This window comes from Trichococcus palustris (assembly GCF_900114465.1).
GTDB classification, from domain to species: domain Bacteria; phylum Bacillota; class Bacilli; order Lactobacillales; family Aerococcaceae; genus Trichococcus; species Trichococcus palustris.
In genome coordinates, this window is sequence record NZ_FOTD01000003.1 from 174,108 (window position 1) to 195,883 (window position 21,776).

The following is a 21,776-nucleotide window of genomic DNA, read 5'->3' on the forward strand; positions in this document are numbered from 1 at the left end:
ATAATAAGTGACCGAATTATCATTATTAAGTATAAGAAAGCAACTGCAGGAAGCTGGATTTAAACTTACACCTCAACGGGAAGCTACGGTCAGTGTATTGCTGGAAAAAGAAAAAGAACATCTCAGTGCAGAAGAAATTTTCCTTTTGCTGCGTAAAAAACATCCGGATATTGGACTTGCGACGGTCTATCGCACTTTGGAAATTTTGACCGATTTGAATATCACCTATAAAGTCGTCTTTGAGGATGGTTTGTCCCGTTACGACCTAAGGCGGACCAGCAATGAACATTTCCACCATCACCTTCTGTGTATCGAATGCGGCAATATCGAAGAAATACATGAAGATTTGCTGGGGGATGTCGAAAAAGATGTTGAATCCCGCTATCATTTCATCGTGAAGGACCACCGTTTGACTTTTCACGGCATTTGTCGCGATTGCCAAAAAAAATTGCGTTTGCCGCAAAAAAATGAATGATGCGTTGCATTGAAAAGGGCATAGAATATGGATGAACAGATCATTGAATATATGCACTATCTAAGGATTGAGAGAGGTTTATCAGATAACACCATTCAAAGTTATCGACGCGATTTGAAGAAGTATCAACTTTTTTTGCAGACAGAACAAGTTGTGGCTTTCAATGCTGTCACGAAAGCCGATATTTTGCTTTATTTGCAATACCTCAATGCGGAAAAATTTGCGACTTCTTCCATCAGCAGGATGATTTCCAGCCTGAGGAAATTCCATCAATATTTGAAACAGGAAGGTTTGAATGAAAGCGATCCGATGATCAATGTGCAGCTGCCGAAAAAGAAGCAGTCGCTGCCGAAAGTGTTATCGACGGATGAAATCGATCGATTGATGAATACGCCGGATCTCAAAACCGTTCTGGGAATGCGCGACAGAGCCATATTGGAAGTCTTGTACGCAACGGGGCTGCGCGTCAGCGAGTTGGTGAATCTTACAATGAGCGAAATTCATATGGATATCGGATTCATCCAAACCATCGGTAAGGGCGACAAGGAAAGAATCGTTCCGTTGGGCGAGGAAGCCATCTATTGGGTCAATCAATACATACAATATAGCCGACCGGATTTAGCTAGAGGCAGAAAGGAAACGGCCTTTCTTTTTCTGAACTTTCACGGTCAAGGATTCACAAGGCAGGGAATATGGAAAAACCTCAAACAAATCGTCCGCCAGGCTGGCATTAAAAAGAATGTATCGCCGCATATGTTGCGTCATTCTTTTGCAACGCATATTTTGGAAAATGGTGCCGACCTCAGGGTTGTACAGGAACTACTGGGACACACCGATATTTCCACTACCCAAATCTATACGCACATCACAACGGAAAGAATGACGGAAATTTATCAAAGATATCATCCTAGAGCTTGATTGCTTTTCGATTCAAAGATGTGCTGAGAGCTCTCGTGACTTCAGTCGTGAGTAGTTCACGAAGTTAGAATATTATTGGAGGAAATCATATGAAATATAATCGCATTCACTTGATCGTTTTGGACTCAGTGGGTATAGGGGAAGCACCCGATGCAGAAAAATTTGGAGATGTTGGGTCCGATACGCTGGGGCATATTGCTGAGGCAGCAGGTTTGCATATCCCGCATTTGGAAAAAATGGGTTTAGGGAATATCCGCGAATTGGATGGCGTCAATAAAGATGACGAATCGTTGGGCTACTACACGAAGCTGGAAGAACAATCCGTCGGGAAAGATACGATGACAGGCCATTGGGAAATCATGGGCCTGAATATTGATACGCCCTTCCGGGTATTTCCGGAGGGATTCCCTCCGGCACTGATCGAACAAATCGAAAAGCATACAGGCAGGAAAATCGTGGGGAACAAGCCTGCAAGCGGCACTGAAATCATCGATGAGTTTGGCGAAAATCAGATGAAGACAGGGAATTTGATCGTTTATACATCTGCGGATCCCGTTTTACAGATAGCTGCTCACGAGGAAATCATTCCTTTGGAGGAATTATATGCCATTTGCGATTATGTGAGGGAAATTACGCTGGAAGATCCGTATATGATCGGCCGCATCATTGCAAGACCCTATGTGGGGACGCCCGGGCATTTTAAAAGGACGAGCAATCGACACGACTACGCCTTGGATCCGTTCGGGGAAACGACGTTGGATTTCCTGAAAGAAAAAGGTTTTGATGTGATCGCCATCGGTAAAATCAATGATATATACAATGGACAGGGGATTACCGAATACGTCCGGACAAAAAGCAACATGGACGGCGTGGATCAACTGTTGAACGTTATGGGCAAAGATTTCAAGGGCATCAGCTTCCTGAATTTGGTCGATTTTGATGCGCTCTATGGACATAGAAGGGACGTTAAAGGCTACGCGAAAGCCATCGAAGATTTCGATAATCGCCTTACTGAAATAGTGGACGCCTTACGCGAGGATGACCTGTTGCTGATAACAGCCGATCACGGCAACGATCCAACCTTCCCTGGAACGGATCATACACGTGAATATGTTCCATTGCTGGCCTTCAGCAAATCAATGGTTGGCCGCGGGAAAATCAGACAGGGTAAGTTTGCCGATATCGGGGCAACTATCTCGGAAAATTTCAACGTACGAGCAACAGAAAACGGCAATAGTTTTTTGAAGCAATTGAATTAATTGGGGGCAATGATAATATGTCAGGACATCAAAATAAAATATCAGAAGCAACACGATTTTTAGCAGAAAGCGGGTTTCTTGAACCTGAATTCGGCCTTATACTGGGATCAGGTCTGGGGGAACTGGCTGATGAAATTACGGATGCCGTTGCCATTTCTTATACCGACATTCCGAATTTTCCGGTTTCTACAGTTGAAGGCCATGAAGGCAGACTGATCTACGGGACACTGAGCGGAAAGAAAGTGATTGCGATGCAAGGCCGTTTCCACTACTATGAGGGGTACACCTTGGGAGAAGTCACTTTCCCCATTCGGGTCATGAAACAACTGGGCATCCATTCACTGGCTTTGACCAATGCGGCTGGAGGTATCCGATACGATTTTACACCAGGAGATTTGATGATGATTGTCGATCATATCAATCTGACCGGGCAAAATCCATTGATCGGCCCCAACGATGATGCTATTGGCCCGCGCTTTACGGATATGAGCCAGACCTACGATGCGGATTATCAGGATAGAATCCGCGAGGTGGCTTCCGATATGAATCTTGATTTAAAAGAGGGTGTTTACATCGGTTTGACCGGCCCGACCTATGAAACGCCCGCAGAAATCCGGATGTGCAGAGCGCTCGGAGCCGATGCTGTCGGGATGTCGACTGTGCCTGAAGCCATCGTGGCAAGGCATGCCGGCCTGCGTGTCTTCGGGATTTCTTGCATCACCAATTTGGCTGCGGGAATGCAGGCTACCTTGAATCATGGAGAAGTGGTCGAAACAACGACGCGTGTAAAAGAGACATTCAAAACGCTTCTGAAAAATGTTTTAGGCGCACTATAACCGTCGCCGGTATTGCCATGAACAAAAAGTACATTTGTCCAATAGCTTTTCTTGTGGTAAAGTAAATTTTAGCTTTTAAGGAACGATTTTTTCAAAATATATTTCCACTGTAAAGGAGTACTGTATATGAACGAACAACTCTTGACCGGCACATTAAAAATTAACGAAAACAACCATCTGGAAATCGGCGGAATGGACACTGCAGCTCTTGCAGCGAAATATGGCACCCCTTTGTATGTTTACGATGTAGCGCAAATCCGCTCAAAATGTAGGCAATTCAAAGCGGCTTTTGAAAAGAATGATTTTTCCTATCAAGTTGCCTACGCCAGCAAAGCTTTTTCCGTTTTGGCAATCTATCAATTGATCCAAGAAGAAGGCTGTTCGGTTGATGTGGTATCCGGAGGGGAACTTTACACGGCTTTAAAGGCGGGGTTTCCGGCAGAAAAAATCCATTTTCATGGGAACAACAAGACAGTGGCGGAATTGACCTTGGCTTTGGAGAATAAAGTGGGCTGTATCATCGTTGATAATTTCTATGAAATTGATTTGCTGAACGCTTTAACGAAGGAACGTAATCAAAGGGTTGCTGTACAATTACGTACCGCCCCAGGTATCAACGCGCACACACATGAGTACATCACAACCGGCCAACGGGATTCGAAATTTGGTTTCGATTTGGAAAATGGGCAAATCGATCAAGCCATCCAAAAAGTATTGGAGAATCCTTTGTTCGATTTAATCGGTGTCCATTGCCATATCGGTTCCCAAATATTTGAAACGGAAGCATTTACGCACACCGTCGATAAAATGATTGGGTTGTTGGCTTCTTGGCGCGATAAATATGGATATACCGCAAAAGTGTTGAACTTGGGCGGCGGTTTTGGTATCCGTTATACGGAAGCGGATGAACCAAAAGAAATCAGCGACATCATAGATGCAGTCTGTCAAGAAGTCGTTCAAAAAACAGGGGAATATGACTACCCCGTGCCTGAAATTTGGATTGAACCGGGTCGTAGCATCGTTGGGGATGCTGGTATCACCCTATATGAAACCGGATCTGAGAAGGATATTCCCGGCATCCGTAATTATCTAGCGGTGGATGGCGGTATGAGCGATAATATCCGTCCGGCCCTATATGATGCAGCGTATACTGCAGTCATAGCGAACCGGGCAACGGAACCGGCTGAAGAAACGTATTCCATCGCGGGGAAATGTTGTGAATCAGGGGATATGCTTATTTGGGACATTCCCTTGCCAAAAGTCAACCAAAAAGATATTCTGGCAGTCTTCTCGACGGGTGCCTACGGCTATTCAATGGCAAATAATTACAACAGAATTCCACGCCCGGCAGTTGTCTTTGTGGAGGACGGTGAAGACGCGCTTGTTGTAAAGCGTGAAACATACGAAGATCTCATTCATTTGGATCAACTGATCTAATTCACCGCATTTCGGGCAAATAAAGTTTTAAAAGGAGAAAAAAGTGTTTATTTCGTATAATCAATCATGTGAAAAAATCGCTATGGGATTACTTTCTTATGTAACGGATTTGAAAAATGTGGCCAGATTAAAGGCTGAAATGGATAGTTACAAGGAGAATGCTGAAAGGAAATTGTTTCTTTGGAAAGATGAAGAGACGGATAATATTGTTGCCTTAGTAGGCATTGAACTCAGCGACACCATGATTTTAGTCCGCCATCTAGCGGTTTCCCCTTCTTTCAGGAAGGAAGGGATTGTCTATTCGCTGCTGAATGGCTTGCAGAAACAGTACCCTGCCCATTCCATCAGCGGAACGATAGAAACAGCACAGTTTATAGCAAAGTGGAGCCAAAAACAGAAGGAAGAGAATGATGAGGGAATGAGTGGATGATAGCGCCTGGAGAAAATGAACTCACCTTTAAACTTCCTGATTTCGAAGGCCCCTTAGACTTGCTGCTCCATTTGATCAAAGAAATGAAAGTGGATATCTTTGACATCCCGATTGCCGAGATAACTGAACAATACCTCCGCTACCTTGACTCAATGCAAGAATTGAAGCTGGATGTAGCGGGGGATTACTTGCTTATGGCTGCCACACTGTTGGAAATAAAAAGTCGCTTATTATTGCCGAAAAAGGAAATCGAATTTACAGAAGATTTCTATGAAGAGGGTGAAGATCCTCGCGAAAGCCTTGTCCAGCAACTGATAGAGTATAAACAATTCCAAGGTGCCGCAAAGGCTTTAAAGGAATTGGAACAAGAAAGAGGCTTATATTTCACAAAAAATGCTACCGACTTGGAGGAACTGCAACATTCGGTTCCGCTGTCCCCAGGTGAAGTTTCCGCGACGGATTTGATAGCGGCCTTGCAAAAAATGTATCAAAAATTGCAGAAGAAAAAACCGCTGCAGGCAAAAATGGGGCAAGAACAATTTACCGTCGAACAGACTATGCGATCGATACTGGAAAAATTCGACAGTTTAGGGGCAACGCCCCAAGTCCGTATTCCTTTTGCCGCTTTTTTTGAGGTTCAGACAAAGTCTCAGGTAGTGAATACGTTCTTGGCGATGCTGGAACTGGTCAAAGAACGGGAAATTAATTTTATGCAAGAAGAAGTTTATGGTGACATCTATTTAATACGGATTATGGGAGTTTTAGTCGATGAATAAAAAAGGGGCTTTGGAAAGTCTTTTATTTGTAGCGGGCGATGATGGACTGAGCATGGATGAGATAACATCGTTGCTGGAAATAAGCGAAATGGAAGCTCGCAATCTTTTGGTTGAAATGAGAGAGAACCATAATGATAACATGCATTCGGGACTGACTCTGATCGAGACGCGCAAAAGATATCAATTGGCGACAAAAAAAGAATATGCCGAGTTAATCAAAAGCTATGCCATTTCACCTTTTGCGACGCATTTGTCGCAGGCAGCGTTAGAGACACTGGCGATCATAGCGTATAAACAGCCATTGACGCGCATCGAAATCGATCAAATCAGGGGTGTGCAGTCCGCTGGTTTAGTGCAACGCTTGATGCTAAGGGGTTTGGTGAAGGAGATGGGACGGACTGAAACGCCTGGAAGACCGATCATCTATGGCACGACGGACTATTTCATGAACTATTTTGGACTGACGACGATCGAGGATCTGCCCAATGTTGAAGAGCTTTTTCAAATGCAAGAGAACGAATCGTTCGATCTATTTAATTATGGCTTGGACGAGGGAAACGAAAACCCCGATGGACCTATTGAAGGAACGGACGGTTTTTTTGCTGATGACCAAATATCGCTGATTTAATAGATTAATGGCATTGGCGGAGTGGTAATGACAGTTTTGCCAATAGATACTGACCTTTCCGGCCGGCAATCAGCCGCAAGCTGGAAAGGGACAAAATGAAAGAATAAAAGGTGAATGAATGGAACGATTACAGAAAGTTATAGCACATGCGGGGATTGCTTCAAGAAGAAAAGCGGAAGAAATGATAACAGAAGGCCTAGTGACCGTCAACGGAGAAGTCGTAAAGGAATTGGGCGTTAAAGTATCAAAAAGTGACAGGGTGGAAGTGAAGGGGATGCCGATTTATCGGGAACAACCGGCCTACTATCTTTTCTACAAACCAAAGAATACCTTGTCCTCCGTCAAAGACGACAAGGATAGAACGGTGGTCACGGATTTCTTTAACGTCAAAGAAAGAATCTATCCTATCGGTAGATTGGATTTTGATACGACCGGTCTTTTGCTGATGACCAATGACGGTGAATTTGCCAATTTATTGACGCATCCGAAATATCACATCGAAAAAACGTATGTGGCAAAAGTCAGCGCAATCCCTACGCGCGCGCAACTGAATAAATTGGAGAATGGCGTCATCCTGGATGGCAAAAAAACATCTAAAGCTAGAACTAAATTGATTTCGGCCAATTCCCAGAAGAATACTGCGATCGTAGAAATCACTATCCATGAGGGCTGGAATCATCAGGTGAAAAGAATGTTTGAACAGATTGGCTGCCCTGTGGAAAAATTGAAACGGGAAGCGTTCGGCTTCTTGACACTGGGCGATTTAAAACCCGGCGAGTACCGCGAACTGAACGCATTCGAAGTGGAAAAACTTAAAAAAATCGCTCTTTCAAATGAGGCGGACGCAAAAAGATAGAGAGAAAATTTACTAAATGCAAAGGATGATTTGAATGGCAAAAGCAGCAGGGAAGATTCTCATCGTAGATGACGAAGAACGGATTCGCCGACTATTGAAACTATATCTTGAAAAAGATGGGTACGAGACATTCGAAGCCGAAGATGGAAAGACTGCGTTGGAAATGATTTTAGCAAACTCGTACGATCTGGTCTTGCTCGACTTAATGCTTCCGGAAATGAGCGGCATCGAGGTGGCAAAATTGGTCCGCAAAGAAAAAGAAGTCCCCATCATGATGATCACTGCCCGCGGTGAAGAAAACAACAGAGTGGAAGGGTTTATGTCCGGAGCGGATGATTACATCGTGAAACCATTCAGCCCAAGAGAAGTGATGCTGCGGGTTGCAGCGGTATTGAAACGCACGAAACCGTTGGAATCTGAATCGAATACGATCGATTTTCCGCAACTCAAGATCTACCCTGACTCCAGGCTCGTATTAGTGGATAATGTGCCGATCAATTTAACGCCAAAAGAATTTGAATTGCTCCTCTATCTTTCTAAATCGCCAGAAAAAATCTTTACCAGAGAAGTGTTGTTGAAAGAAGTATGGCGCTACGAATTTTTTGGCGATCTACGGACGGTCGACACACACGTAAAACGATTGCGCGAGAAATTATTAAAACAATCCAAATCAGTTTCCAAAATGATTGTAACGGTTTGGGGAATGGGCTATAAATTTTCGCCGATCGATTCTGAACGGACTAACGAAAAGAAATGAAAAAGAAAAGAATTTTTTTAAACTCTTGGCTTTTCTTTGTTCTGCTGACAGTAGCGCTGATGACCTTGATGTATATAGGGAACGCCATCACCAATGTGAACACCATCGAAGATACGTACATCACTTTGCTGCAAGAGAAAATGATAGCAACACGGGATAGGATATTGGGGGCTCCTGATAGCTATTTGGCAGAGCCGGCTTCCAGCGGCAGCCAATCATCGGAGCTTGGCTATTACATTGAAATAGGTGATCAGAGTCAGTTTGTTATGAATGATGCGGCTCTTGCCAAGCAATCCAGTTCGCTGAAAAAGAAATTATTTGCCTCCGTCCCCCTGGCAAGCGCGTTGGCAAATAAACAAGAGCTATTTGAGAAAATTACTGTCTTTGATTCCAATAATAATGAGTTGCTTTTTTTGACGGATGTTCATTTTTTTGAGCGTGACGGAAAAGCGGGGACCATCATCATTTTTTACAATTTGGATGAGCTGCAGTCCTATCATCTTAATGCGAAAAGCATGTTTTGGTTGCTTCTGTCTATATTTTTGATGGGGGCAATCGCTTATTATCAATATCTGGAGCGTAAAGTATCGGAACCGTTGGAGGCGATGACGGATATCGCCTTTAAATATTCGCGCAATGATTTTTCAAAAAAAATCAAAGTTGAAACCTATGATGAAATTTCGAATCTGGGTATTGCCATGAGCAAACTCGGAAAAGCGATTCAGGCAAGCACGCTGATGAACAAGGAAGAGAAAGAATTGCTGACCCATTTGTTTGAATCGCTGCCTGGAGGGATTCTTTATTTTGACCAAAATATGAACTTGACACTTGTGAATGGTTTCGGGAAAGAATTTCTTGATTTTTGGAGAAAAGCAGACCCTGATGCCGAGAACAAAGCCATGCCTGATCAATTCAGGGAAATGATCCTACATTCGTATGATACGGCCTCCAGTGCGGAAACGGAGTGTCAGTGGCTGCAAAGGTATTTTAATGTGAAAGTCACTCCGTTGGTACAGGCCGAATCGAAACAGGTGCGGGGCGTCTTGGTTGTGCTGCAGGACATCACAACCGCAAAACAATTGGATACTATCCGCGGGGACTTCATCACGAATGTATCGCACGATTTGCGTACCCCTCTGCAGATGATAAAAGGCTACAGCGAAGCGATCATCGATAATATTGCAGAGACCAATGAAGAAAAGATTGAAATGGCGCATATTATTTTAGATGAGACAACCGAGATGAATAACATGGTCAACAATTTGCTGGATTTATCGCGGATGCAGGCTGGATATATCGAACTGAACAGACATGCTGTCGATTTGGCTGCGTTCTTTGAACATCTTTCTGTCCGCTTCGAGAAAAGTTTTAAAGAGTCGGAAATCCATTTCTCTTTTGAATTATTGGATGGCATCGATCATTATCCTTTTGATGAGGAAAAAATGAACCAGGTATTTTATAATCTGATCGACAATGCGGTTCGCTATTCTGCGGAAATCGGTGCAAGACAGCAAAAATTCATCCATATAGAAGGAAGCTTGGATGATCTATCCGGTAAAGTGTTATTTGAAGTGAGCGATAACGGAATTGGGATCCAACAAGAGAGTTTGCCCTATATTTTTGAACGTTTCTATAAAGACGATAAATCAAGAACCAATTCAAAACAAAAAAGTACGGGCATCGGGTTATCGATTGTGCAGACAATCGTAGAAGCACATGATGGTAAAATTGAGGTGCACAGCGAGTTGGGCGTGGGTACCACCTTCGTCATCAGTTTGCCGGATCCGGAGCTGCTCTGAACGTCCACTTCCCCCGGGAAATAACTCACTAAAAAAAATATCTCGAATTAATGATATTTATATTGACTTTCCTATCGGGAAGATATATATTTGATTTACAAAATAAAAAAAAGATTCGTCTTCAGGGCAGGGTGAAATTCCCGACCGGTGGTATAGTCCACGACCTCGTATTTCGATACGGGCTGAACTGGTGTAATTCCAGTACCGACAGTACAGTCTGGATGGAAGAAGATGGGGTTTCTTTGAATAGCTTATTCGAGGGCTCTATTTTTATCTATCCATTTTGCGGAGGATAAGAATAGGGCTCTTTTCTATTGAAAGAGACCCATCTCTGAGATGAAATCAACAGGGAGGATTTATTATTATGCAACAGAACAAAACTAAAAAAATGGTGGGCATTTCACTGTTTGGAGCACTTGCTTTCGTATTGATGTTTATCGCTTTTCCGGTCATCCCGGCATTCTCGTATTTGAAAATTGACTTCAGCGATCTACCCATTTTGCTTTCATTTTTCCTTTATGGTCCAGCAGGCGGCATCATTTCAGCACTGATTCGTTCCATTTTACATTACCTTCAAACAGGCGGCGATATGGGTTACCCAATCGGCGATGCTGCTGGCTTCTTGGCAACACTGGCTTATACCTTGCCGGTATATTACTTATTGCAAAAATCTAAAACAAAAGCAGGCGTTATCCTATCCTTGCTTGCCGGCACAATCGTATTGACCGTCGTCTTGTCTGTAGCCAATTGGTATGTCTTCACACCTTTGTACATGAACCTTTTAAACTTCCAAATGGGACCAATAAAAGAGTTGGTATTGGCGGGAATCTTGCCATTCAACATAATCAAAGGATTGGTCATCAGCGCTGTCATCCTGCTGGTTATGCCAAAGCTGAAACCATGGCTTACACATCAAAATATTAAGTTAACATATAAATAAAACGAAAAAGCAGCCGATTGGCTGCTTTTTTTGTTCGGGTATTGATTTTTGGCTACGCTTGACGCTCAAATGGCTCTTCTGACCGCAATATCGCGCCTGTAGGGCATTGTTGGTAGGCTTTGCGAAAGGCATCCATCTCTTCCGAAGGGACGGGTATGATGCCTTTATTTTCGTCCTTACGCGTGAAGGCGATGCCGTCCGGGGTGAAATCAAACAGAGCGGGGGAAATTATTTGGCAAAGTCCGCAGGCGATGCAGTTTTCTTGATTAATTTTGGTATAATACATATATTTTCACTTGAAATCCTTTCATATCAATGTTCTAAGCTTGTTTCAATTTATTTTTCGAAGGAAAGGGGCAGAAAGGGGGCAGAACTATTTCAAGTTGTTTAGTTTGTCCACGATATCCCGCGTCATGTTCTTCGTAACGTGTGTATATATTTCCAACGTGACCTTCGGATCAGAATGGCCAACTCTTTCCATGATGGCCTTCACTGGGATGCCCAACTCTGACAAGATGGAGATATGGCTATGTCTGAAAACGTGCGTCGAAATCTCCTTTTGGATCCCCATGTCAATCATCACTTTCTTCAGGTGGTAATTGATTATGCTGTGCAAGATAGGCGTTCCTTTCGGCATGGCGAAGATATAACCTTTATCATCATAATCCGGATACTCTGATTTGTATAGTTCATTCTCCGATTCGAATAACCGGATGATTTCAATGGCCCGATCCGACAAGGCTACCATGCGATAAGCCGCTGCCGTCTTGGGGGTGCTGATGTATGCATCGGCAACAGAATTCGTATCGGTGGCATAGGTGCCGGATACTTTCACGCAGCCATCGATAATATCGGATGCCCGCAATATATTCGTTTCGCCAATCCGCAAGCCAGTCAATGACATAAACTCGCACAGACGCGAATAACGGACGTTGTAGCGTGACAACCCATAGAGGCAGGTTTCCAATTCATCATGATCTAGGAATTTGTTGCTTATTTTTTCGCGCTCCGACATCGTGATCGGTTTCTTTTTCAGTTCGACATCCGAAACGGGGTTATACAGACAGTAGTTGCGTTTCTTTGCGTATTTGAAGATTTGGTTAACCATTGATTTTATGTTTCTGACGGTATCGAAGCCGTAGTTCTTTTCGTAATAGATCATTTCGAAATAGTCCTGCAGCGTGCCGGTATCGATTTTGGAAACCAACGCTTCTTTAGGGAAGTTATTCATTACTAACGAGAAATATCTTCTTTGCGTTTTTCCGGTCGATGCCTTCACAGTCTGCAGATACTTTGGAAACCATTCGTTGGCCACATCTTCAAAAGTGATATTCATCCCGGCTTTCGTCAGGCTGAAATTCTTGAGGAATTTTTGATTCTTTTCGTCCAGCATCCGCTTGGCTTCTTTTTGAGCACGGGAGCTTTTGCTGGTTAGGGTGACGGAAAACTTCTTTGTTTTCCCGAACAGTTCGTTTTCATAGCGTTCGAAGAATTTGTATTTCCCGTTCGGTAGTTCTTCCATCCACATGCTTTTTCAGCTCCTATCTGTTATAATAGGGCGTAACAAATCGCTCTATTTATGGGCGTTTTTTTGGAAACACCACTTTCGCTTTGGTCGGGGAGAGTGGTGTTTTTATTTTGCGTACAACTCTTCAATGTAAGTAAAAATCCTTGTCATAGTGTTTTCTGGTATGTTTAAGATTTGATAAATATTTTTTCCATTGATCAATTTATTAGGTTCATATGTTTCAGAATCAATATAAGGAAGTAATGATACCAGTAATTCTTGGACGAAATTACTTAGTACAACCTCGTCAAAAGTGTATTTAAGAATTAGTATGATTACTGTGTATAAATCTTTAAAGCCAAAGCCATTATCTATATCACTTTGTGTAAGCAATGTCGTTCCAAAAAACTGTAAGCTGTTACCAGGAGAAATATAATGCTTAATTTTTTCTTTGAAGTTCCTTTTTCCGTGAGCGGCGATGTTTCGATAGTCTCTTAAGAAATTCATGGAGTAATACAGAAAATCCGCATGGCCTCTTTCTGGTAATTCGGAGTTGTTGAAGTAGTCTGTTAAAATCATCTGTTTAAAGTCATAAGGTAAAATTTCGAACCATGAAATTGTATTGAAAAAGGATATGTCATTCACAACAATCCAAGGAGGGATATTAGCTTTATTTTCCTTATAGTAATAGGTAACGGAACCTTGTTTGCAATTCCTGATGCAATCATCTAAATCACGCAAAGTACTTCCTCTCAGGCGCCGGCTATCAAGATACAAACCTCTTTTTAGATAACTATTATCACCAGTGTTTTCTACGCCGAATGTATTAGCAACAACATAGGAAACGCGTGTTCGTAGTCCGCGTTCAATGAAGAGGATATATTTAAATATTAAACTACTAATATTCGTATCTATATAATATGCTACTGAAAAATCTTCAAAACAAGTTCCGTCTATCATAATGTCGGTTTCACCAGGCTTTAGAAATAGATGTTTATAACCGTTGATTAAGGTGTAATAAGAATGATTTTTAAGTGAATTAATAGTAAAGTCTTCCGATATAATATCGATGTTTTTCTCTTGTATTTTTACAAGTTGTTCTTCAAATGACTTGAAAGGAATATTGTCTGACATAAAAAAACGGAGCCTCCCTATCTTTCGATAAGAAAACTCCGTACCAACTTCCCGTTGGCGTTTCAGTTAAGTTTATCTTATCGAAGTATTTTGAAACTGTCAACTAATTTTGTTTTTTACTGGATCCCCAATTGAAATCAATGAATTAGAGATAGCCCAATGTTTATTTTCATCTGGATTTACTTTTAATTCATCGTAAGTAACATATATATTCTCTTGTAATAAAGGAGTCATAGCAATTGAAATTTTGTTTCCTTTTTTTCTAACTACCTTTTTACAAACTGAAAATTCTTGATATACTTCGGTAACTTCAACTGTCTCTTTAATGAAATCATATTGTCCGAGTTTTTGATTTGTTATAGGATCTTCAATAATTTTTCCGGATTCATATATATAGATTTTGTCTCCAACAGAAACTGAGAACTCTCCAACATTAATTATTACCGTATATTCATTTGGTATCTCAACTATATACCCAATTGCATTTTTATCCATAAAGTTCTACTCCATTCTTTATTATAATAAGGAAAAGGCAAATTCATACTTTCATCCGAACACTCTGATATACTTTTCACTCCTTACCGTCCAAAGTAGGGGAGTGGGGATTTTTGTTTATAATCCTAGTATTTGCTTCTTCTTAGCATCAAATTCACTTTGCGTAAGAATATCCATGTCAACAAGTTCTTTTAACTCTTTTAATTGATCAGGAAGGCTTTTTTCTTGGGCGGCTGCGGTTACCACCTGAGATGGTATGTTTATCTTGTCCTTAATAATTTTGATAAGCTCTATAGTTCCATGATGCATGCCTGTTTCGACTTTTATTACATTTCCACTAGTATGTATTTTAAGTTCCCACAATATCGAACCTTTGTTATATTCAACAGATGAAATCTTGTTATAGTCAATTGTTTCCAAATTAAAGCCTGTCATTTTTTTCCCATAAGCAAGTACTCTTTTATTTGTTGCGATAAGGACGCCGCTAATTTTTGTATCTGCATTCAATAATTTAGCATCATACACTCCAGACACATAATCAATAAGTTCTTCGTTGTCTTCAAAATGATTTTTTGCATCATTTAGAATCTTAATTGTTGATTTTCCGGTTTTTATTTTTTCTTCATTAATTAATTCTTTTTCAAGTTTAGCGTTTTTCTTTTCTTCCGCCATTAGAATTTTTGCTGTTTTTTTGTCCTCATTTCTACTAAAAAGGCCCATATGATTTCCTCCTATTATTTAAAAATACGCTTTATCACTCGCTGCTATGCTAAGCAGGGGAATGGGGATTTTTTGTTTATAATTCTTCCCTATAACTCACATTCATCGATTTTTTCAGATCCCGCACTGCAGCACGTAAGACTTCGCGAACGTGAGCAGGATCCTGAACTCGACGTAGAACTAACACCGGCGTAGACGAGTCTTTGCTGATAATCTCAACATCTCCTATTTTCAATACCTTCTCTTTCAAGCCTTGTTTCACGTTAATATCTTTGATTGTAAAAAGTTCTATTTCTTCTCGCTTTTTAGATACCACACCTTGTTTTTCTATAATAAGACGTTCGGAGGTAATCGTGTAATTCTCTTTAGGCATAGAAATATCAAATTTCCCACCAATGTTGGCCTTTTGATTTTCCATTCCAAACATATAAGTCGAGAAGGTTAACAGTTCCTTTTCTCCGTGTTCCTTAACAGGTTCAACTGTAGCTGCAGCACTTGTAGTCGATCCTCCAACTTTATATCCGCATTCCGGACAAAACTTCGCACCCTCAATATTATTACCGCATTCTGGACAAAACTTCATAACAATCTCCTCCTGAAATATATTTCAAAAAATCCTACAAATCAAAAACAACTTCAACGGCTTTACCAAGTATTCTCGCAGGATTATGCTCCGTAATAATATAAGGCGCATATGCACTATTTTCAGCCACTAGCATTATGATATCCCCTTGCTTCTTCACACGCTTCAAAGTAGCCTCTGTGTCTCCGTTCACAAGCACCGCCGCGATTTCGCCGTCTTCAACCTCTTCCTGAAGTCTGATCAGAACATCAGCACCGTTTCTGATTGTCGGCTCCATGCTGTCGCCGGCAGCCTTCAGATAGAAAGTTTCGCCACCCGGTAGGGTATCCTTCAGATGGTAACGATAGCCGATTATGTTCTCATCTGCTAATATCGGATCGCCGCATGCGATGGTTCCGATAATAGGTATAGCGATCATATTGTCGGCGGATATAGGGATTATGTTAGTTGGAGCAGAACTCGGTGTGTCAATTCCCATCAACCACGCTTCGCTTACGCCTAAAGCCTTAGATAACTTGAAAATATTATCTTGTTTAGCTTCGTAATCACCTTTTAACCATGCAGTAATGGAAGACTTATTTATCCCCGTTCGTCTCGCTAATTCTGCCGGTTTAATACCTTTTTCAGCGATAGCTTTATTCAATCGTTCTTTAAATGATTCAACCATATTTTCTATCCTCCTTTATGTAATATTTATAATTACATAATAAAGAAAACTTAACGCAAATACAAGTTTAACGAAAATAAAATTAAGATTTCTGAATATTTTGTGTTGCAATCATAAAAATAACATGCTAAGATTAGGTTGTTCAGAAAACTGAACTTTAAATTTAAAGGAGGTGAAAATAAAGTGAGCTTCGAATATAACAAATTACGCGGTCGCATCAGAGAAAAATTCGCTACGCAGGAAGAATTCGCTATCGCGCTAGGCATGAGTACTGTCGCACTATCAGGAAAATTGAACGGACATACTTTTTTTACGCAACCGCAAATAAAAAAAGCTTGTGAGCTCTTGTTGATAGAACCTAATGAAGTTTCTGAATATTTTTTTGTTAAAAAGGTTCAGAAAACTGAACTAAAATAGAAAAGGAGGAGCAATAACATGAATGAAGAAAAAATACAATTGTTACTACAAATAACTGATGGGCTCAGTAAATCTGAATGGGAAAGAGTTGTTGAGGTGGTTAATCAAAATTACTCCTATCAAGCTGCTAAGGTGCAACTTAACAGCCATGATAAGGAGCTTATAGGTCACTGGTTAAAGAAATAGTTTAAGACTCGACAATCTGAATGAAGATCGGATGAATCCGATAATCGCGATTCTTGTAATGAATCACGATGTAATCCTGATTGTACATTGTGTTTTCTTCCTTTTTCTGAATGGGACTAAACAATTCAGCATTTTCTTCCCACCATATATAGGGAGAGGTCATGCGCGGACCCATTACACATGAATCATCTGTTGATAAATCAACCCAGCTACCAATTAAATTGGCGTAAACCTTTGTAGACATAGTATCACCTCCTTTAGAGCATTATCTCAAAGGGAACCAACAAAAGAAAGAAGGGAACAAAATGAATAATTTGCAAATACTAAATAGATCAGCAGCAATCGATTCGAGGGAAGTTTCAACAATGGTTGAAAAAAGACACACAGAATTACTTAGAGATATTCGTACATATATCAACTATTTAGCCGAAAGCAAAATTGCGTCGGGCGATTTCTTCATAGAGTCAACTTATACGGATGCTAACAACCAAGAACGTCCATGTTTCTTGTTAACAAAACAAGGATGCGAGATGGTGGCCAATAAGCTGACTGGAAAGAAGGGCGTGCTGTTCACCGCGAGATACGTCAAGAAGTTCAACGAAATGGAATCGATTCAGCCAAAGAACTCGTACATGATTGAGGATCCAATCGCAAGAGCACAGGCGTGGATTGAGGAGCAACGGGAGAAGCAGAAACTGCTCGAAACGACTGAGGTACAGGCGCAACTCATTGCGGAGTACGAACCAAAAATCGGATACCTGGACAAAATTCTCCAATCAAAAGGTTTGCTTACGGTAACGCAGATTGCTGCAGACTATGGCTTGTCCGCAAGAGAACTGAACAAAGTCTTACATGAGGAACGTGTGCAGCACAAGGTTGGAAATCAATGGATCTTGTACAAAAACCACATGAATAATGGGTACACCAAATCGAACACAATTAACATCGTACGGAGCAACGGAGAGCCTGACACACAGATGCAGACTAAATGGACGCAAAAGGGAAGGTTGTTCATTCATGAGCTGCTTGAAAGACGCGGGATTATCGCATTAATGGATTTAGAAATGGAGGGGTGAGAGGGATGGGAGATACAGAAAAAGAAATGCCCACTATGGAATCGAAAGATTCAATAGAAGGCAAAAAAATGAACATGAATCTAAAAAGCGGAACCGTTAGATTTGGCCAAGAAACAGATGTTCGCATAGTTCAGCGTACCGCAGACGGACTAAAGATTATTCCGCTTGTAGAAGAAATGGAGGTTTAAGAGGATGGAGAACGGCATTTTAAATCAAGAAAAATATCAAAAGTTAGTCATAGAAACAGAAAACGGCGAAAAAATAGCAGAAGTTACTGCTGAAGAGGCAACTCCTGCTGAAGGTTATATTATTCGGCTTATTCCGCAATATGAGAATTAGCCTTTTGGAGGATGTGGATCTTTTCCGTAACTATCCTTGGCACGGATTTTACCATCAACTCCATGGATGACAACTTCGGACTTCTGGTTTTTAGCGATGTTTTTGGCAGCGTCAATTGCTTTGGCTTGTGTTTCGTGTTTACTAGTGACGCGCTTATTTCCTGCTCCTAAAACATTCCAAGTTCCATCTTGATTTCGAGTTACATGTTGATCTCCCATAAAAAAATATCACCTCGCTTCTTATACATAGATTTGCAGGAAACTCCGGTCGAAGGCGAGTCCTACAAACAAAAGTATAACACGATATATCACGGAAAGTTACCAAAAAAATACAATATATAGCAATTAGGGGGTGGTTCTATGTGGGACACCATCGAAAAAATATTGAAAGAGAAGAATTTGAACCAGGAGCAGCTGGCCAAACGCATGAAGGTTCATTCCGGTACCGTATCAGATCTAAAAAAAGGCAGAATCAAGAAGCCCAGTTTCGAGCTGATGTGTAAGATAGCCGATGCATTGGAAGTTAGCTTAGATGTTTTTAGAGAGGAGTGAGTAATATGCCGAAACCGGTAACGATTAACCTAAGTGAAGTGGAACAAAATCCAGAGCGCGCTGCAATCAAATACGGCAACAAGGACGTCGTATCCAAGATGTATAGCGTGAGCAGGACGACAGTGACGAAGTGGATTGCGGACATGCGTGATAATCCAAAGTTTGCGGACGGCGTTGTGAACCCGACACATAAGATTGTGTTGATCAAATTGGATAGGTTCGAAGACTATTTCAGATGGTTGGAAGATAACAGGTATAGGAGGTAGAACATGAAAATCTTTTCAAATGAGTTTGAGGAGATCCTGGTCAAAACGATTGTATATGGCTTGTTGATCGGATTGGCGCTGATATTGTTTGGCATAGCCGGAGGTATAGAACAAGGACTCATAGGAGGTTAATGATGATGAAACCAGAAAAGTATATTGAAATGCTGATTCAAATAGAAGCGGCGGAAAACTGTTTTCGCGACATGCGTATTAGTGCAGCAAGGTATCAAGCTGAAGCTGATAGAGCAGCGAGAAAGGCGCGTGCGTTCGAGCATAAAATTGTCAGGCTGCAAAGACAACTAGAAGAAATGGAAGAGGAAGGGATGCAATGAGTTTAGCTTTATTATCAAATGCATTGGGCAAACGTGGCATATCGCATATTCAAAGCAAGGTGGATGCCGGTTTCGTGAAAGTTTATTGGATCATTGATGGTGCATCGTTGCCGGTAGTCCTAGTGAACGTGAATAAAGGGACATTCCTGGAGCTGCGTGACTTCGAAAGGTTAGATAAATATGCAAAGAAAGTTCTCTCTGCAGTCAAAAAAGAATACAAAAAAAGCCGCTGATAGCCGGCAAGCAAAATCAGCGGTTAAAAAATAATACTTTTATAGGAGTGAGTATATCATGAACAGAACAAATTTTGAACGGTTTTTGGAACCGGATGAGCCACAGCTATTCGGTTCTGACTGGGAAGGAAACGAAATTTATGATGGTGATGAATACGTGGAGACGGAACTGGGCCTTGTCCGTTTGGAAGACATTTCCCGGTTCGTTAAGGAAACACAGAAAGTGATGGTGGCAGGAGAATGAGGAAGAAAGTATCCACTAAAAATATGACCCGATTCGATTGGCTGGACCTGAGACGGACCTCCATCGGCGGAAGCGATGTGGCAACCATTCTTGGATTCAATAAATACAAGAGCCCCTATCAATTGTGGCTAGATAAGACGGGTCAAATCGATATCGATACAACAGATTCAAGCGAAGCAGCTTATTGGGGGAATGTGTTCGAGCAGACGGTCGCAGAAGAATTTTCAAGACGGGCAGAAAAGAAGGTGCGCCAAGACAATCACATGTATTTCCACAAAGAATATGATTTCCTGAGCGCAAACGTTGACCGTCAAATCGTTGGAGAAAATGCCATCCTGGAATGCAAGACAGCCAGCGTGTATTTAGCAGACAAGTGGACGGAAGAAAACATACCGGAACAATATATTTTTCAGGTGCAGCATTATCTCAACGTCTTGGATAAAGACTATGCCTACATCGCTGTATTGGTAGGCGGACAGAAGTTCCAATGGAAGCGAATAGAAAGAGACCAGGAGTTGATAGATCTCATTCAGGAGCGTCTGATTGCATTCTGGACTGTCAATGTAAAGCAAAATATCGCGCCTCCGATTGATGGCAGCCAAGCAGCAACGGATTTCCTGAAAGAGCGATATGCCAACAGTGAAGCAGGGAAAGAGATCACCTTGTCCTCTTCCTTTGATGAAACAATCGCTTTACTGAATGAAGCGAAGGCCGCCAAGAAGACCGTAGAGGAAACCATCAGCTTATACGAGAATCAGATAAAGTTGGCGCTTGGAGAAGCGGATGCGGAGATAGGCATCACCCCAACGAATCTCATTTACTGGAAGCCAGTCACCACAAACCGATTGGATACCAAGACTTTGCAAAAAGAACAACCGGATATATACGAAAAATATGTGAATGTGTCGCAATCAAGAAGACTAACGATAAAGGGGATTAAATAATCATGGCAACGAATTCAAGTTTGAAAAACCAACTACAAAATAACGGCAACCAATCGCCAGGGCAAACGAAACAATTGGGGCTGAAATCACTGCTTAATTCACCGGTGGTTCAAGATAAGTTCAAAGAGGTCCTGAAAGACAAATCGCAAGGATTCACGGCTTCCGTCCTTAGCCTGGTGAATAACGATTCCTACTTAGCTCAAAGCGATCCGATGAGCATCATCACCTGCGCCATGACGGCCGCAACGCTGGACCTGCCCTTAGACAAAAACCTCGGCTACGCCTACATCGTGCCATTCAGGGATTACAAGGATGGCAACAAGCAAAAAGGGCAATTCATCCTGGGCTATAAGGGTTACATTCAGTTGGCCCAACGATCTGGCCAATACGAAGCATTGAATGTCATTGAGGTTTACGAAGGTGAATTGACATCCTGGAACCGACTGACTGAAAAATTCGAGTTTGATCCAAACGGAAAGCTGTCTGATGTGGTTATTGGATATGTCGGCTATTTTAAATTGCTGAACGGATTCGAGAAAACTGTCTATTGGACCAAGCAGGAAGTGGAAGCACACCGCATTCGCAACAACAAAACCAAAAACAAAACGGAACTTTCAGGCGTTTGGAAGACAGATTACGACTCAATGGCAAAAAAGACTATCCTCCGGAACATTCTTTCCAAGTGGGGAATCTTATCCATCGAAATGCAAAAAGCCGTCACAACGGACGAAACCGTCCAAACGCTCGATAAGGATACTGGTGACATTCGAGATATTACTCCAGAAAATAATCTGGAAGATTTTGAAGCAGTTCCAGAAGTCATTGCCATTCCTAAGACAAATGAATTTGTAACGGAAGATGGCGAAATTATCAATCTGGAAGATGCCGCAGCACAAGAATCATTATTCGAAGAAAGAACAATCAAGCCGAAAGATTAACAGAGAGGGGAGGCTTCCCCTCTTGATTGTGAG

General features: G+C 41.6%; 34 protein-coding genes and 1 riboswitch. Of the genes, 25 read left to right on the top strand and 9 right to left on the bottom strand.

Features of this window, described 5'->3' with window-relative positions:
- Positions 1-7: 7 nt before the first annotated feature.
- The 12 genes from fur (at position 8) to BM101_RS03390 (ending at position 11,111) form a co-directional block, all read left to right on the top strand.
- Positions 8-475, top strand: coding sequence for a ferric iron uptake transcriptional regulator (gene fur, locus BM101_RS03335; protein WP_087030739.1), 468 nt, complete (start codon positions 8-10; stop codon positions 473-475).
- Positions 476-502: 27 nt separating this feature from the next.
- The gene (xerD, locus tag BM101_RS03340) at positions 503-1,393 is read left to right on the top strand and encodes a site-specific tyrosine recombinase XerD (protein WP_087030741.1); all 891 of its coding nucleotides are present in this window, start codon (positions 503-505) and stop codon (positions 1,391-1,393) included.
- A gap of 89 nt (positions 1,394-1,482) precedes the next feature.
- Positions 1,483-2,652 carry a phosphopentomutase gene (gene deoB / locus BM101_RS03345; RefSeq protein ID WP_087030744.1) on the top strand — a complete coding sequence of 390 codons (1,170 nt, stop codon included), beginning with the start codon at positions 1,483-1,485 and terminating at the stop codon, positions 2,650-2,652.
- A 17-nt stretch (positions 2,653-2,669) separates the two neighbouring features.
- Positions 2,670-3,488, top strand: a complete 819-nt coding sequence (locus BM101_RS03350) for a purine-nucleoside phosphorylase (protein ID WP_087030747.1) — start codon at positions 2,670-2,672, stop codon at positions 3,486-3,488.
- Between the two features lie 126 nt (positions 3,489-3,614).
- On the top strand, positions 3,615-4,925 hold the full coding sequence (gene lysA / locus BM101_RS03355) for a diaminopimelate decarboxylase (protein WP_087030749.1): 1,311 nt from the start codon (positions 3,615-3,617) through the stop codon (positions 4,923-4,925).
- Positions 4,926-5,043: 118 nt separating this feature from the next.
- On the top strand, positions 5,044-5,355 hold the full coding sequence (locus BM101_RS03360; protein ID WP_245825582.1) for a GNAT family N-acetyltransferase: 312 nt from the start codon (positions 5,044-5,046) through the stop codon (positions 5,353-5,355).
- Positions 5,352-6,131: a segregation/condensation protein A gene (locus tag BM101_RS03365; RefSeq protein WP_087030751.1), complete on the top strand. Its 780-nt coding sequence runs from the start codon at positions 5,352-5,354 to the stop codon at positions 6,129-6,131. Before BM101_RS03360 ends, BM101_RS03365 begins: the two co-directional genes overlap by 4 nt.
- Complete coding sequence (gene scpB / locus BM101_RS03370) at positions 6,124-6,759, top strand: SMC-Scp complex subunit ScpB (RefSeq protein ID WP_087030754.1); 636 nt, start codon at positions 6,124-6,126, stop codon at positions 6,757-6,759. Before BM101_RS03365 ends, scpB begins: the two co-directional genes overlap by 8 nt.
- A gap of 118 nt (positions 6,760-6,877) precedes the next feature.
- On the top strand, positions 6,878-7,615 hold the full coding sequence (locus BM101_RS03375; protein ID WP_087030756.1) for a pseudouridine synthase: 738 nt from the start codon (positions 6,878-6,880) through the stop codon (positions 7,613-7,615).
- A 34-nt stretch (positions 7,616-7,649) separates the two neighbouring features.
- Entirely contained in the window at positions 7,650-8,372 is a 723-nt protein-coding gene (locus BM101_RS03380) for a response regulator transcription factor (protein ID WP_087030759.1), read from the top strand.
- Entirely contained in the window at positions 8,369-10,171 is a 1,803-nt protein-coding gene (locus BM101_RS03385; protein ID WP_087030762.1) for a HAMP domain-containing sensor histidine kinase, read from the top strand. Before BM101_RS03380 ends, BM101_RS03385 begins: the two co-directional genes overlap by 4 nt.
- A 113-nt stretch (positions 10,172-10,284) precedes the next feature.
- Positions 10,285-10,408, top strand: a riboswitch (FMN riboswitch).
- Positions 10,409-10,535: 127 nt separating this feature from the next.
- On the top strand, positions 10,536-11,111 hold the full coding sequence (locus BM101_RS03390) for an ECF transporter S component (RefSeq protein ID WP_087030765.1): 576 nt from the start codon (positions 10,536-10,538) through the stop codon (positions 11,109-11,111).
- A 52-nt stretch (positions 11,112-11,163) separates the two neighbouring features.
- Here BM101_RS03390 and BM101_RS03395 read toward each other — a convergent pair whose 3' ends face one another.
- The 7 genes from BM101_RS03395 to BM101_RS03425 form a co-directional block, all read right to left on the bottom strand.
- The gene (locus BM101_RS03395; protein WP_087030767.1) at positions 11,164-11,397 is read right to left on the bottom strand and encodes a ferredoxin; all 234 of its coding nucleotides are present in this window, start codon (positions 11,395-11,397) and stop codon (positions 11,164-11,166) included.
- Positions 11,398-11,484: 87 nt separating this feature from the next.
- The gene (locus BM101_RS03400) at positions 11,485-12,639 is read right to left on the bottom strand and encodes a tyrosine-type recombinase/integrase (protein WP_087030770.1); all 1,155 of its coding nucleotides are present in this window, start codon (positions 12,637-12,639) and stop codon (positions 11,485-11,487) included.
- 105 nt (positions 12,640-12,744) lie between these two features.
- Positions 12,745-13,752, bottom strand: a complete 1,008-nt coding sequence (locus tag BM101_RS03405) for an Abi family protein (RefSeq protein WP_087030773.1) — start codon at positions 13,750-13,752, stop codon at positions 12,745-12,747.
- 99 nt (positions 13,753-13,851) lie between these two features.
- Positions 13,852-14,247, bottom strand: a complete 396-nt coding sequence (locus BM101_RS03410) for a hypothetical protein (protein ID WP_087030775.1) — start codon at positions 14,245-14,247, stop codon at positions 13,852-13,854.
- 117 nt (positions 14,248-14,364) lie between these two features.
- Complete coding sequence (locus BM101_RS03415) at positions 14,365-14,967, bottom strand: PH domain-containing protein (RefSeq protein WP_087030984.1); 603 nt, start codon at positions 14,965-14,967, stop codon at positions 14,365-14,367.
- A gap of 76 nt (positions 14,968-15,043) precedes the next feature.
- Positions 15,044-15,550, bottom strand: coding sequence for a PH domain-containing protein (locus tag BM101_RS14220; protein ID WP_093399826.1), 507 nt, complete (start codon positions 15,548-15,550; stop codon positions 15,044-15,046).
- A gap of 34 nt (positions 15,551-15,584) precedes the next feature.
- The gene (locus BM101_RS03425; RefSeq protein ID WP_177194346.1) at positions 15,585-16,217 is read right to left on the bottom strand and encodes a LexA family protein; all 633 of its coding nucleotides are present in this window, start codon (positions 16,215-16,217) and stop codon (positions 15,585-15,587) included.
- Positions 16,218-16,400: 183 nt separating this feature from the next.
- Here BM101_RS03425 and BM101_RS03430 point away from each other — a divergent pair, with 183 nt between their 5' ends.
- Together BM101_RS03430 and BM101_RS14015 are read left to right on the top strand one after the other, a co-directional pair.
- On the top strand, positions 16,401-16,634 hold the full coding sequence (locus BM101_RS03430; RefSeq protein ID WP_087030778.1) for a DUF739 family protein: 234 nt from the start codon (positions 16,401-16,403) through the stop codon (positions 16,632-16,634).
- Between the two features lie 18 nt (positions 16,635-16,652).
- On the top strand, positions 16,653-16,820 hold the full coding sequence (locus BM101_RS14015) for a hypothetical protein (RefSeq protein ID WP_177194347.1): 168 nt from the start codon (positions 16,653-16,655) through the stop codon (positions 16,818-16,820).
- 1 nt (position 16,821) lies between these two features.
- Here BM101_RS14015 and BM101_RS03435 read toward each other — a convergent pair whose 3' ends face one another.
- Positions 16,822-17,064 carry a hypothetical protein gene (locus BM101_RS03435; RefSeq protein WP_087030782.1) on the bottom strand — a complete coding sequence of 81 codons (243 nt, stop codon included), beginning with the start codon at positions 17,062-17,064 and terminating at the stop codon, positions 16,822-16,824.
- 61 nt (positions 17,065-17,125) lie between these two features.
- Here BM101_RS03435 and BM101_RS03440 point away from each other — a divergent pair, with 61 nt between their 5' ends.
- The 3 genes from BM101_RS03440 to BM101_RS14020 are packed head-to-tail and all read left to right on the top strand — an operon-like array spanning position 17,126 to position 18,235.
- Positions 17,126-17,896: a phage regulatory protein/antirepressor Ant gene (locus BM101_RS03440; protein ID WP_087030785.1), complete on the top strand. Its 771-nt coding sequence runs from the start codon at positions 17,126-17,128 to the stop codon at positions 17,894-17,896.
- Positions 17,897-17,901: 5 nt separating this feature from the next.
- Positions 17,902-18,084, top strand: coding sequence for a hypothetical protein (locus BM101_RS03445; RefSeq protein ID WP_087030788.1), 183 nt, complete (start codon positions 17,902-17,904; stop codon positions 18,082-18,084).
- A 4-nt stretch (positions 18,085-18,088) separates the two neighbouring features.
- On the top strand, positions 18,089-18,235 hold the full coding sequence (locus tag BM101_RS14020) for a hypothetical protein (RefSeq protein ID WP_087030791.1): 147 nt from the start codon (positions 18,089-18,091) through the stop codon (positions 18,233-18,235).
- Here BM101_RS14020 and BM101_RS03455 read toward each other — a convergent pair.
- Positions 18,232-18,453, bottom strand: coding sequence for a DUF2188 domain-containing protein (locus BM101_RS03455; RefSeq protein WP_087030794.1), 222 nt, complete (start codon positions 18,451-18,453; stop codon positions 18,232-18,234). The genes BM101_RS14020 and BM101_RS03455 overlap by 4 nt on opposite strands.
- A gap of 141 nt (positions 18,454-18,594) precedes the next feature.
- Here BM101_RS03455 and BM101_RS03460 point away from each other — a divergent pair, with 141 nt between their 5' ends.
- The 8 genes from BM101_RS03460 to BM101_RS03490 are packed head-to-tail and all read left to right on the top strand — an operon-like array spanning position 18,595 to position 21,743.
- Positions 18,595-18,786, top strand: coding sequence for a helix-turn-helix domain-containing protein (locus BM101_RS03460; protein ID WP_087030797.1), 192 nt, complete (start codon positions 18,595-18,597; stop codon positions 18,784-18,786).
- 5 nt (positions 18,787-18,791) lie between these two features.
- On the top strand, positions 18,792-19,052 hold the full coding sequence (locus tag BM101_RS03465) for an excisionase (protein WP_087030800.1): 261 nt from the start codon (positions 18,792-18,794) through the stop codon (positions 19,050-19,052).
- Positions 19,053-19,055: 3 nt separating this feature from the next.
- The gene (locus tag BM101_RS14340) at positions 19,056-19,184 is read left to right on the top strand and encodes a hypothetical protein (protein ID WP_256212114.1); all 129 of its coding nucleotides are present in this window, start codon (positions 19,056-19,058) and stop codon (positions 19,182-19,184) included.
- Between the two features lie 2 nt (positions 19,185-19,186).
- Entirely contained in the window at positions 19,187-19,384 is a 198-nt protein-coding gene (locus tag BM101_RS03470; RefSeq protein ID WP_087030803.1) for a hypothetical protein, read from the top strand.
- A complete protein-coding gene (locus BM101_RS03475; protein WP_087030806.1) occupies positions 19,381-19,617 on the top strand; it encodes a hypothetical protein in 237 nt (78 codons plus the stop codon). Before BM101_RS03470 ends, BM101_RS03475 begins: the two co-directional genes overlap by 4 nt.
- 58 nt (positions 19,618-19,675) lie before the next feature.
- A complete protein-coding gene (locus BM101_RS03480; RefSeq protein ID WP_087030809.1) occupies positions 19,676-19,861 on the top strand; it encodes a hypothetical protein in 186 nt (61 codons plus the stop codon).
- Positions 19,858-20,805, top strand: coding sequence for a YqaJ viral recombinase family nuclease (locus BM101_RS03485; protein ID WP_087030812.1), 948 nt, complete (start codon positions 19,858-19,860; stop codon positions 20,803-20,805). The genes BM101_RS03480 and BM101_RS03485 overlap by 4 nt, the downstream gene beginning before the upstream one ends.
- Positions 20,806-20,807: 2 nt before the next feature.
- A complete protein-coding gene (locus BM101_RS03490; RefSeq protein WP_087030815.1) occupies positions 20,808-21,743 on the top strand; it encodes a recombinase RecT in 936 nt (311 codons plus the stop codon).
- The last annotated feature ends 33 nt before the right edge of the window (positions 21,744-21,776 follow it).